Here is a 13019-nt window from a genome sequence, read left to right on the forward strand (position 1 = left end):
ACTAATTCATAAATCCAGCCATAAATCCCAAAAAACCGCAATAATAATACTGATAACAGCAATATATAACCTATAGTCCGATAAAGTGTTGTGGAAATAATTAGCAGTTATCAGTTGTCAAAAGATAACTTTGAACTTATTATCAAAACAAAATTACATTAAAGGAATTTGTTAAAATGGGCAAAATGTTCAGCGGATATCAGCAGAAAGTCATCAGGGATTACTACAGCAACATCGACAAAATCGCACTGACGAAGCTGTCTGAGCTGGTAACTGAAATATTTCTTGCCGAAAGCAGGGAAAAGAAAGCAAAACTCTGGCAAAGGGTTGAAATGGCTCTGAAGAAGTTGAAAATCCCCCAGCCGGTCATAGAACATATTTTGAAACAAAAAGACCCGCAAGTCCTGGCCAAAAATATCAACGACTGGATGAAATAATGCTATTTTCCGCCGCCGCAGCATAGTTCCATAGTATAGTCATAAGGAGTTTGACAGTTACAGCACTCTATTGTCGGGCCCCTGGCCGAGGTGTCGTTGACGCAGGTGTACATATGCGGACACTCTGGCGATGCATCTCCACAAGAACTCGGGACAGACTCCTGGATAGTCATTATTTTTGTTCGGTCTCTTATAACCTATATTTTATTACAATTATGGCCTCTTGAGTTCAAAAGCAACAGCTTTAGCTTTAGTAAGGGCACCTTGAAAAGGACCACACAAAACTACGAATCCTTTATTTTCTGTACATATAATATTAATGTTGAAGCTGCCAAATACTGTCGTCTTGTCTATTGAAGCTCGCCCTAACTCATTCCCTTTCTCGTCATATTGACGTATCATCAACCCAGATGATTCCAACCAGTTTGCTACAACAAAACCACCCCCCGGAATACTTTCAATTCCAGAAAATGCCAGTGTATTAACAGATTTACTTATTTGACTTTTCTTTAATGACTCCAATGTTGGAGTAAATATCTCAAACCAGCAATCCGTAGATCTCATGGTTTCGCTCATGTCATACACCACTACAAAATTACCCGAGTCAAGCTGGCACACCTGAGGATAGGCATAGGGGCTAAGGTTACCTCCGGAAAACATGTTTTCGGCCAATATTTGGCCATCGGCATTATACTTTATCATACAAATGTTGTGCCTTATAGCGGCGACATCTTCACTTTTGTCCATAAAAAAAGATAATCCAACTACCAAAAATTCTCCTTTTTCACTTAGTGGGATACCATCAGTGAAAATGTTGTTTTCTCCGAATTTGTATATTTTTTTCCAGAGCCTATTTCCTTGTGGATCAGCTTTAATAACCAGACCATTCCCATTAGCATCCTTGCCGATTAAAAGGATATTATCATCAAGAAGACTTGTCATTTTCAATATTAGAATATCTTTTTCTTCCTGATTTTCCTCTGCAATTAATTTAGCATTCTTCTTTGTTCCTTCCACGTCAGTCTGCATGAGAGACATTTCTTTCGCAGGCAGCTTTCCAAAACTACCTACCATAAAAATATCACCATTTTCGGATATTTTTAAACCTCTGGTTGGCCACAAATCTCCTATCGCGGAACATTCTTTTATAGTACCTTCCTTAAGGATAGTCTCCTTAGTTTTCTCGCCATCTGGTGAGATTTCCCAAATCCACACTTTGCCGCGAAAGTTAGGGTCTACGGGACGAAAGGAGCTGCCTAAGACTACTATCCTGTTAGTTTTTCTGCAGAAGGTCGCCATATGTGGGGCATATGTAACATTGTCATCTACTGAATACTCCTTCTGCCATAATATTTTTAACGACGGAAAATTACTTTCAGCCATAACGTAATTTACGTTTGTGAATCCAAATAGAATAATAACAATTATATTTATTTGTGTAAATGTTTTCATTATTTGCTCCTTACATTTAAAGAGTAAAATATTCTATATGTTCTTTGCAATTCTCTGCTATGAATGATACCGTAAACATCATCCATTTTCCCTAACAGTCGTTACAAGCACATTCAGTTACTTGGGCAGGTTTATAAAATAGATCGCCAAGCCCCAGGACTGCCATATAATAAACATTCCTCCAGCTATTACAAGGGTAGTAACAACCATCAGAGACGTTATCCAAGGAAGTACATACTGTTTCCATCTCATTATTGAAAGTACTATCGCACTCAGATTTTCCCCTGCTACAATTACCATAACATAAATCGTGTGTATTGCAGGAACTAAGAAAACTGGAATAGGTACATCCTGCCGGGTTGTCTCCATTTTCCAGAGGAGCCGAACATCCGTTGGCTGTCGGCGACCTATCTGGGTTATCGACTTTTGAACAACTTTCTAATTCTTCATAGGTGCTGACTGTACGAAGGCAAGCCTGGCAGCCTCCGCCATCTTTGCACTTTTCGCAGTTGAAGCTGTCATTGCAGGATTCATTACAGCACTGATAGTTACCACAGCACTGCTTATTTGGGTCGCCACCACAAACTTTACATTCTCCATCTATACAACTTTCACATTCATCAGGGTCGCACTTGGTAATAACGTTACCGCCGCAGCATTCCTGTGTATCAGTATTATAAAGTTCTTCGCCATCGCAGCAGGCCTGGTTTCCATCAGGCGTTACACATTCATGATTGCAGCAAATTTTATCCCACGCACAGCATTCATCCTCTGCAGGTGTTTCGCCTTCACAGCACTCTTGTATAGAATGACCATACTGGTCTACCTGACATTTCCATTCCCATCGTCCGCTCTTCCAAATAAAGCAATGAATAGGAGAGGGAGGCGGGGTACATCCGAGGGTCGTTGTACATAAAATCTCAATAGTGAATAAACCTATTAAAATAAAAGTAGTTTGCTTTTTCATTTTTTACATCTCCCACACTGCTCGAATATCCTGTTTATACGTACCGCTCCGCAACCATCGAGCCCGGTGTTCATTAAATACAATCCGAAACACGCGCACGCCTCGGTTATCCGCTCCTGCTTAATAAAAATCTCGCCCAAATGCAGCGCTGCGTAATTATTTAAGCCATTTGTATAATTATCCATCAGATTTTTATACTCTTCTTCAATTATCAAATCCGCTTCCGCCGCAGGTAATTGTCCCGATGCCTTTAATTTCTCAAAGCCATCCGCTATCATCAACTGCATACTTGCGGCATGTATGAATTCAGGAGCAATTTGCAGTAATTTATCTGCATACTCCATGGTTTTATCAATATTGCCTAATCTGGAATTTACTACCGCCGCAAGATAATACGCCAGCGTTTTATTGTCGGTATCTTGAATTTTATTCAGGACTCTTTCATCGAGTATTTGTGCAGACAATTGTAATAATTTACGGCATGCCTCATTTTTTATTGCGAAATCATAACATGTATCATAACATTTTTCCGCTATAAACAATAAAGTCTCTGCCAAATATGGGCTTTCATTGTAATCGGCAATCAGTTCATCTATACCGATTTTAGTCTCATTATAATCCAGCGAGCTAATGGCGATTAAAGTATCCAAACTTGCCAAATCTATTTCCGCCTTGTCGCTGAAATTACTCTCCGGCTGAATATCTATTATTCTTTGATAAATTATTTTTGCCTCTTCGTATTTATCGGCCCATTCATATCTTCTCCCGATTTCCTCCATAGTTTCCAGCAATTCAGGATTATTGATAAAGTTGGCTATAACATTTTCTGTATCTGCCTGTAAACTTTCTGTTTCATCTGAGACAATTTTCAGGCAAATGCTTGTTCTCTCAATTCCTGTTTGTACTTTGTTCTCAATCTTATTTTTTGGGTACTCCTGTAATATTAATCCGAAAATATTTGCCGCCTGTGCATAGTTAACATTCCATTCATATCTTCTGGCTATCCAGTAAAGAGCTTCCGGCATGTCCGGATGATTGTTATAATCCGCGACAAATTTGTTTAATGCTGAATTTGAATCTTCAATTCTATCTAACGCTATTAATGAATGTATCTGTGCCTTGTTGAATCCAAATTGTGCATTGACAGTATTATTGTTTTCGGGATATTTCTCAAGAAGTTCCTGATAAACATTTTTTTCCTCTTCATACCTGTTCGCATACCCGTATCTATTAGCTATCCAGTACAATGTATCTGCTAAATCCGCATTCTCCGCAAACTCCTCGATCAATTTTGCATAAGATTCTCTCGACTCTTTATACATTCCCTGCTTTATGAGCGCGAGAATCTCCGTCCTCGCAGCCCCTAATTGCGCCTTGCCTTTTAATTTTTCATCGGACGTAAACTGTATTATCCGCCTGAAAATTTCTTTTGAATCTTCATACTGATTGTCCTGTGACCATTCGTAACTTCGAGCGATTCGATATAGCATCTGCGGCAAATCCGGCAGACTGTAAAAATCCGCTGCCAGCTTATTCAGGGCCGTTTTAGCCTCGTCGAATTTTTGTGCTGCTATAAAAGCCTGAATCTCCGAACCCAGATAACACATCCGTGCGCTATTTACGATTGTATTGTCCGGATATTTCTGAATTATTTGCTGATAAAGATTTTGTTCCTCATTGTATCTGCCTGTCCAGCCGTAACTCCATGCAATCCAATAAAGCGCCTCCGGCAAAAAACTATCCTGCGAATAATCGGAAATAATTTGGTTAATACTTTTTGAGGCAGCTTCTGTTTGGCCCTTGTTTATTAAGTCGATTACATCATTTTTAGTCTGATTTAAATCGCCGCCAAATGAAATACCAGATAGCAGGCCGACTAAGAGCGCACTTACTAATAGAAGTTTTCCACACATTTTAAAACTCCTTCTAAATTCTTTTATCTGTTCTTGATGTTCCTGATGTCTCTCTCGGAAAAAACATTTACAAGTAAACGCTTACCTAAAGATATAATATACTTTTAAATTCGGCTGTCAACATTTTTTTGGGGGGTATAAATCTGTTATAAATGTATTGTCCGGCTTATTATGCCATTGTGGGTGGATTATTCACTATCCCCCAAAAAAATATTAATAATTTTTAAAAAATTCAAGATAAAACCGATGTAAACGGACATAACATTTTATTATATAAATAGTTATATAAATTAAAAAATTGAGAGTTTTGAATATATTCTTCCTCTTTTTTAATAAAAAATTTATTGAATCTTGCCATTGGCGTCATCGTCAAAGCAGAGAAATGCATTCATTGTTGGCAGGGTGGTTTGTTACATATCTCAGGCAGCGGCAGGAGCCGCATTTATATCAAGAATACGCTCTCCTATAAATCACAGTAAAGCTGGAGAAAAATAACGTGTTTTGCCGATAAAATTTGGTATGGCGTCGCAATAAGTTTGCGCGCATAATGCAGAATATTACTTTTTTATAGGACCTTTGGAAATTTTTTGTGAGGTGAACGTTGAATAAGCCGGTGAATTTAAGCTCAAAGGCAGTGCAGGTAATCGCCCTGGCAATTGTGGCGATGTTATTTTTCAGCTGCATGAGTTTCAATATAGGTGATTTTCCAAGTAAATATGTCTGGCCGAACAATCATCCCGCGGTCAACTGGTGCGGCGCCGTTGGAGCCTTTTTCGCGTATTACCTGATGTACTACGTCGGGCCGGGCGTGTTTATCGCGCTTGCCGCCGCTGCTGCCGCGATTATTGTGAAACTTGCGGACAAAAAAATCAGCCAGCCGATTTTGCGAGTCGTCGGAATGCTGCTTGTAACGACGGCGGTCTCGTCGGTAATTTATATGATTCGCCGTCATGCGGCATCGGCTCTGCCGACAGGAAGTGGCGGAATCCTCGGCGCAGGAACGGTGTTATTTTTGAAAAAGAATTTTTCACTGCTCGGTACGGTAATTATCGTTCTGAGCGGCTTCATCGTAGGTTCGATTCTTTTGGCCGATTCGCTGGTTATGGGCCTGCTTCATTTGAGCGGCAGTGTGTTTATGCGGACACTTGGAGTTTTTGCTCCCGCGTGGTCGGCTGCGAGAAAACGCTCACAGAAAATTTCAGAAATATGGAAAAAATTAAGCGTTAAAAAAGCTCAGCCTTCAGTGGCACAGCTCCTTGCCGAAGAGGCGCAGTCCGTCCTGGGGCGAGACCTCGCCGCCGGCGGGCAGATTATCCAGCCGGTGCCTGTGCCTGGGGATATTGGAATAAAAACAGACGAGGTAATCGAAGACCATCTGGAGAAGAAACTTTTAATTTCCAAAAAAGACCAGCCTGAAGTTAAGGCTGTCGAACCGGCGTACGAGTCGGAAAGTTTTGACGGCTATCAGCTTCCTCCGCTGGATATGCTTATGGAGCCGGAATATAATTTCGGCACCGTACAGGAAAAGATTATCAGGGCCAAATCCTCGGCTCTCGAGCAGGTGCTCAACGAATTCGGCATTGAAGCGCACGTTGTCGGTTCCGAGCCGGGACCTACGATAACGATGTTCGAACTGGCGCTTGCGCCGGGCGTTAAGGTCAGTCAGATATCGAATCTTTCCAATGACATAGCGCGTGCCCTTGGCGCTCTGGCAGTGCGTATCGTTGCGCCTCTGGCCGGTAAACATACGATTGGAATCGAAGTGCCGAATAGTCAGAAGGAAACCGTTAGGCTCAAGGACCTGATTGTACGCGCAGGCGAAACCTATAAGCGAATGGAACTGCCGCTGTTTCTCGGCAAGGACTCTTCCGGCCAGGCGATTGTCAGCGACCTGTCGACTATGCCTCATCTGCTTATCGCCGGCACAACAGGTTCCGGAAAAAGCGTGTGCATAAACAGTATCATTATGAGCATTATGCTGACGAAACGGCCGAACGAGGTGAAACTTGTTCTGGTCGACCCGAAGATGGTTGAAATGACGGCCTTTTCCAAAATCCCGCACCTGATGGCGCCGATAGTTACGGAAATCAGCAAGGCCGAGCAAATATTCGAATGGGCCACGATGAAAATGGATGAACGCTACGCCCTCTTTGCCGAGGCCGGCGTGAAAAATATCGCAGGATACAATTTGCTTGGCACCGAGGAAATCATCCGCAGGTTTAATCCGCAAAGTCCCGATGAAGAGGCGAAGATTCCGAAACGCCTGCCTTATTTTATGATAATCGTCGATGAGCTTGCCGACCTTATGATGACCTCGTCGAAAGAAATAGAAAGCTATATCGTCCGTATCGCTCAGAAGAGCAGGGCGGTTGGTATTCATATAGTTCTTGCCACGCAGCGGCCGCAGGCGACGGTTGTCACAGGCCTCATCAAGGCAAACCTGCCGAGCCGTATAAGCTTCCGCGTCGCTTCGAGAATGGACAGCAGAATTGTGCTCGACCAGAACGGCGCCGAAACGCTGCTGGGTCAGGGCGATATGCTGTTCCTCAAACCCGGCACAAGCGACCTTGTTCGGGCTCAGGGCGCTTTCGTCGATGATACGGAAGTCCGCAAGGTCGTACAGCATCTTGCCGAACAGGCCGAGCCGCAATTCCATCCCGAGCTTATGCAGCTTAATCGTCTCGATGCGAGCGAGGCGGGCAAAGATGAACTGTTCGACCAGGCCGCGAGAATCATACTCGAATCGCAGCGCGGCAGTGTTTCTCTATTGCAGAGAAAACTCAGTATCGGCTACGCCCGCGCAAGCAGAATTATCGAAGCAATGGGCGCTTCTGGAATCCTCGGTGAATATAAAGGCAGCCAGGCCCGTGAAGTTTTGATGACGCTCGAAGAATATGAACGGCTCAGGAACCAGATGGAAGCTGATAAAGACGCCGGATACGCAGATATGCAGGATGATGAACCCCAGGCTGACGATGAAGAAAATGAACCGCTGGACAAGTCGCCGCACAGCGTTAAGGAAGTTAATTATGATTACTCCGCTCCCCAGCAGCAGGAGATTATAAATTCTTAGGTCTGATATGCCTGAATACAAACAAATGGTGCAGAATTTGCCGCAGGGCACTAAGCAATGTCCTTATTGTGCTGAGCTGATTCTCACTGCCGCGATAAAGTGCCGCTACTGCGGCGAGTTTCTTAACAAGCCTGTTAAAACAGAAGCTGAGCCTTCGCAGGAAAAATCGCCGGATAAGGAAATTCAGGCTGAGAAGTTTTTCGAGGCGTCGCCTTCGCTTTGGATACTCGCCGGCAATTTCCTGAAAATAGCAATTGTTTTTACGGTATGTTATTTTATGGCGTTCTGGCCGGTTAAAAAACTTCTGACAAACCTTAAACTTCCCACTGATGCAATTGCTGAAATAGAAAAATATAGAGCCATCGTGGCTCTATCACTGGCCGCGGCGGCATTGATTATCTTTTTATTCAGGGTCATCAAACTGAAAAGTATTCGCTACAGGGTGACCACCGACAGGATTGAATGGGCAAGAGGACTGCTTGAAAGACGCATCGACAATATCGATATGTTCCGGATTGTCGATATGAGTATGCACCGAAGTTTTTCGGACAGGCTTACGGGAATAGGTTCTGTTACGCTGATTACCAATGACAAGACCGACCCTGAATTCAGGTTTGAAAAAGTACGCAGACCGAAACAGCTTTACGACCTCATTAAAAAGGCAAGCCTCGACGCCGACGGCAAAAGAAGCGTCGTTCATCTCGAATAATGCTGATAATTGCTGATTGGGTAAATTCCAGTGATATTTTTCTTGATTTTCCGGTACATTCAGTGGTCTAATATCCCAAAAGGAGACACGAGATGAGACCTGGAAAATTGATTTTGATATCAGGTTTAATAGTTTGCATCGGCCTGACTTTCTGGCAAAAAAATAACCTCAAAACCATCTTTGGCGAATATTGGACTATACATAAAAGTTATTACTATGACGATTATAGCTGGAAAACAAAGCAGCCGGCGATAAAACCAAAAATTGCGGAAACCGATCCCGAAACGGCAGCAATTGTAAATTATAGATTAATTTATCGCGGAGATATACCAGGTATAGAAATATTGCCGCAGAATATACTCGAATTCCCAAATAACCAATATTTTATTTATGAACTCTGCGAGTTATTAGTTCATATTTCAGGAAATTGGCTTGACCCTGAAATTCTGATTAACCTGTCAAACAGACTTATCCGGTTAAATGAGAAAAATGCGGCATATCATTATTTGAAGGCTTACGCATTATTCCGTTCCAGAACAGATAATGATTTTAATGCTACAATCAAAGAATTAAAGATAGCCCAAAAATGTGAATATTATAAATCCCCGTATTCAATTTATAAGGATAGGGCCGTATCGATTGGTCGAAAACAGAAATTGCATAATCGTTTGATTGAAGAACTGGATTTTGATATTTCAATTAACGATTCTACAAGGGAAATTTATCGAACATTAATATCGTATCAAAATCTGCTTATTACAGAAGGCAATTTCACACAGGCCGATGAAATAGCAGATGTTCTTAAAATGTTGCTTAAAGTTGAATATGAACCTGTTATGCGTTCTGTTCCGCATTCAATGCGTGGAATGATCAGTTTCTGGGATTTGCCGCAACAGATAGATCTTAGAAGAAAAAATCTTACCGCTTCACAGACAAATGCAAAAAGAATGGAAATGTGCGCAATTGCCAGTCCCGAAAAAATTATCTCATATAAGAAAGAAAATGTACCAAAGAAGATATACGGTTTTTACGCTTTAAGCTTGTTGCCTTTTTTATATCTTTATAGAATGATGTGTGTTTTTGGGGTTGCGGCTGCTATTTTATTTATAATATCTTTTGTCAGCAAAGACAATGTATCAGGTAAACTTAAAAAGGCTGATATAATCAGGTTTTTTGTCTTCAGTTCTGTTTTTTTCACGGCTGGACAGGCTATTCTTATAGCTGAATTTTTTTTGAACTCAGATTTTGATGAATGTAGCCATTTAAGCTATGCGGATATTTTATTTATCCCGCCTCATTTCTCTGATATAAATTTTCGTGACATAAAGGAATTGTTTAAAGAGCCCTTTTTCTTCTTCGTGTTTGTTTTGCCTTTTGCAATTACAATTTTGATAGCTCTTATAAAATTCTTTAAACCAAAATTTGACAATTTGATTACACGCTTTATTGCTGGTATTTTAATTTCAATACCGCTGGGTCTGGCAACACTATTTCTCACCGGCGATAAATATACCAAATACCTGCCGGTAATTGTTTTTCTTTTATTTGTGTTTAAATATTCTTTCCGAAAAATTACTTTCAGAGATATCTTTAAATCCATTGCCGGTAGCTCAAGAAATGAAATTCCTGTATTGCGAACTAATTTACTCAAGCTCTCAATTCTTTCGGTGATTCTGTGCTGGCTTGGTATTTTATTCCTGGCCGCTCCGGTTAAAAAATCGATGGAAAAAGAAGAGAAAACCGTCCCGGCTTATTCTTATCAGCCGCAAAAAGATTATGAAAAAGCATATCAGAATGTTTTAAATGAAATTAACGATGCGAACAATTATATGTCATTTAATGCAAGCTATATTTCCTTCGTAAAATCAGTTGATTTACCTGCGATTATAGAAGAATTCATGGAAAAACGATGTACACATGGCTATGTAATGCCTCCGGGGTTTCATTCAGAGGAAACCATAGATTACAATACGAATACCGACTTTTGTATTTCAAATTTATTGCGAGATGCCGGCAAAGACCAGATGCCTGTAATACTTAGTTATATGAAAAATCCGGATATCGGAAGATCTTTGATTTACAGGGCTCAATTAGGCGATAAAAGCGCTAAAGAAAAATTACAGAGACTGCTTGGGGAAAAGATTGGCGATGTAAATAATAGTACTAAATTAGATACCATAGAGGATTTTTCAAAACCTGATGAAATAGAAATAATTTCAGCATTAGCGGTAATTTCCGAACCTGAATATGCTTATGAATTGTATAAGGATTATTTTGAAAGGAATCCTTTGGGAAAAGAATGTCACAATTTTGATTTTAGATTCTTTTGCCTGCTTCCGAAGGATTTAGTTTTAAAGATTTTTAATCTGTATCTTGATGAAGTACAAACTAATCCTGGAAGTTCTGATGATTACAGAAGGCTAAATCCATTAGCGGACTTACGCAGCTTTGAAGGTTTATATTGGGATAGCCCTACCGCAAAAAGAATATTAAATTTAATGTTGGGCGTATATGACAAGGAGAATAGAGGATTGGAAACCTTTGGAGTTGAATATTATTTGACATCCGAGGACGCCGTCCTGCTTGTCAAAGGGCTGCAAAGTAATAATGAAGATTTAAGGGCATGGTGTCTTTGCCAGTTAAGAAAAATCGATTATAAATTCAGCGCAGATGAGCTTAAGAAAATTGCCGGGGATAAAAGCTGGAAGGTAAGAGCAAATCTGGCGATTTTTGATAAATCTTTGATTAACGATAACGAAATGAGTGCCTTTGTAAACTTGCTGAAAGCTCTATAATGCCCTATATTCTGTCCCCTATACCCTATTATAATTTTCCTTTACTTTTTCTGTCTTTTTTATTAAATTAATCTTTTGTTTTAAACAGGCAGATATGGAAAGAATCAAAATCTACGACACAACTCTTCGCGATGGAATGCAGGCCGAAGGCGTCAGTTTTTCGCTCGACGACAAGCTTGCGATAGCAAAACATCTCGACAAGCTGGGCTTCGACTACATCGAAGGCGGCTACGCGTCGAGCAATCAAAAGGAAATGCAGTTCTTTCTTGAGGCCGCCAAACTCGATTTAAAATCAGCGAAAATCGCCGGCTTCGGCAATACCCGCAGAGCCGACGCTACCTGTCAGACCGATGCATCGTTGAACGCTATTCTTGCCTGCAAAACTCCCGTTGCCACACTTGTCGGCAAATGCTGGGATTTGCACGTTACAGAAGTCCTTCGATGCAGTCTCGATGATAATATAAAAATCTGCGCCGAATCCGTACAATATATGAAGTCGAAAGGTCTGGAAGTAATTTTCGACGCCGAGCATTTCTTCGACGGGTTCAAAAAAAATTCTGATTACGCGATGAAGGTTCTCGCCGCTGTTGTCGACGCCGGCACCGATGTAATTGTGCTTTGCGAAACTAATGGCGGATGTCTGCCGAATGACGTTTATGACATGACAAAAGCTGTAAAGCAAAAATTCGGCAAAGTATCGCTCGGTATTCATTGTCATAACGATACCGATTGTGCGGTCGCGAATTCTCTTGCCGCGGTTCACGCAGGAGCGAGACACGTGCAAGGCACAATCAACGGCCTTGGCGAAAGAACCGGAAACGCGAACCTGTGCACGATTATTCCTAATCTCGCGATTAAGATGGGCTATGAGATACTCAGTCCCGATAAAATAAAAATGCTGTCCGAGACTTCGCGGTTCATTTCGGAAACAGCTAATCTATCACCTGCTTCGAATATGCCTTATGTCGGCGAAAGCGCGTTTGCGCACAAAGCAGGCCTGCACGTCGATGCGCTGCGTAAGAACAAAAAGACTTACGAGCATATCGACCCGGCTCTTGTCGGCAACGAACGGCGGTTTCTGATTTCCGAGCTTTCCGGAAAGGCCAACGTCCTTGCCAAACTTGAAAAAGCAAACATCGCTCAGGACAAAGACCTCGCAAAAAAAATTCTCGACAAGGTTCAGGACCTCGAAAACAAGGGCTATCAGTTCGAGGCCGCCGAGGCCAGTTTCGAGTTGCTCGTCAAAAAAATAATGAGAACTTATAAGCCTTTCTTTAAGCTCGAAAAATTCCACGTAACTGTCGAGAAGGATCTTTACGGCAAAATGGTCAGCCAGGCTACCGTCAAACTTATTGTCAACGGTTCTGTCGAACACGTCGTCAGTGAAAGCGACGGCCCCGTCGATGCGCTTTACAGTGCGCTGTGTAAATCTCTCGAGAGGTTATACCCGACTGTCCGTGAAATGCATCTTATCGATTATAAGGTTCGTATCGTTAATCCCGCCGCCGCCACCGCCGCCACGATAAGAGTTATCATTGAAACCCGCGACAAGGATGCGATTTGGGGAACTGTCGGCGTTTCGGAAAACATCATCGAGGCAAGCTGGCAGGCTCTCGTTGACAGTGTCGAATACAAACTCCTCAAAGACGGCAAGATTCCGCAAAACGACTGAT

Annotated in this window: 8 protein-coding genes; 5 read left to right on the top strand and 3 right to left on the bottom strand. The window is 41.7% G+C overall.

What is annotated here, in order from left to right; all coding sequences use genetic code 11:
* Positions 1 to 176 precede the first annotated feature (176 nt).
* The gene (locus tag WC496_05500; protein MFA5292474.1) at positions 177 to 437 is read left to right on the top strand and encodes a hypothetical protein; all 261 of its coding nucleotides are present in this window, start codon (positions 177 to 179) and stop codon (positions 435 to 437) included.
* A gap of 213 nt (positions 438 to 650) precedes the next feature.
* Here WC496_05500 and WC496_05505 read toward each other — a convergent pair whose 3' ends face one another.
* From WC496_05505 to WC496_05515, 3 genes are all read right to left on the bottom strand, one after another.
* The gene (locus tag WC496_05505; GenBank protein ID MFA5292475.1) at positions 651 to 1889 is read right to left on the bottom strand and encodes a hypothetical protein; all 1239 of its coding nucleotides are present in this window, start codon (positions 1887 to 1889) and stop codon (positions 651 to 653) included.
* Between the two features lie 91 nt (positions 1890 to 1980).
* A complete protein-coding gene (locus WC496_05510) occupies positions 1981 to 2856 on the bottom strand; it encodes a hypothetical protein (GenBank protein MFA5292476.1) in 876 nt (291 codons plus the stop codon).
* Positions 2853 to 4769 carry a tetratricopeptide repeat protein gene (locus WC496_05515; protein MFA5292477.1) on the bottom strand — a complete coding sequence of 639 codons (1917 nt, stop codon included), beginning with the start codon at positions 4767 to 4769 and terminating at the stop codon, positions 2853 to 2855. The genes WC496_05510 and WC496_05515 overlap by 4 nt, the downstream gene beginning before the upstream one ends.
* Positions 4770 to 5370: 601 nt before the next feature.
* On the opposite strand from WC496_05515, the gene WC496_05520 reads away from it, so the two are divergent.
* From WC496_05520 to cimA, 4 genes are all read left to right on the top strand, one after another.
* Positions 5371 to 7842 carry a DNA translocase FtsK 4TM domain-containing protein gene (locus tag WC496_05520; protein MFA5292478.1) on the top strand — a complete coding sequence of 824 codons (2472 nt, stop codon included), beginning with the start codon at positions 5371 to 5373 and terminating at the stop codon, positions 7840 to 7842.
* A gap of 7 nt (positions 7843 to 7849) precedes the next feature.
* Positions 7850 to 8551: a PH domain-containing protein gene (locus tag WC496_05525; protein ID MFA5292479.1), complete on the top strand. Its 702-nt coding sequence runs from the start codon at positions 7850 to 7852 to the stop codon at positions 8549 to 8551.
* Between the two features lie 506 nt (positions 8552 to 9057).
* Entirely contained in the window at positions 9058 to 11346 is a 2289-nt protein-coding gene (locus tag WC496_05530; GenBank protein MFA5292480.1) for a hypothetical protein, read from the top strand.
* A 94-nt stretch (positions 11347 to 11440) separates the two neighbouring features.
* Complete coding sequence (cimA, locus tag WC496_05535) at positions 11441 to 13018, top strand: citramalate synthase (GenBank protein MFA5292481.1); 1578 nt, start codon at positions 11441 to 11443, stop codon at positions 13016 to 13018.
* Position 13019: the final 1 nt, after the last annotated feature.

It is taken from the genome of Phycisphaerae bacterium (genome assembly GCA_041652575.1).
In the GTDB taxonomy this organism is placed as follows: Bacteria; Planctomycetota; Phycisphaerae; order Sedimentisphaerales; family UBA12454; genus UBA12454.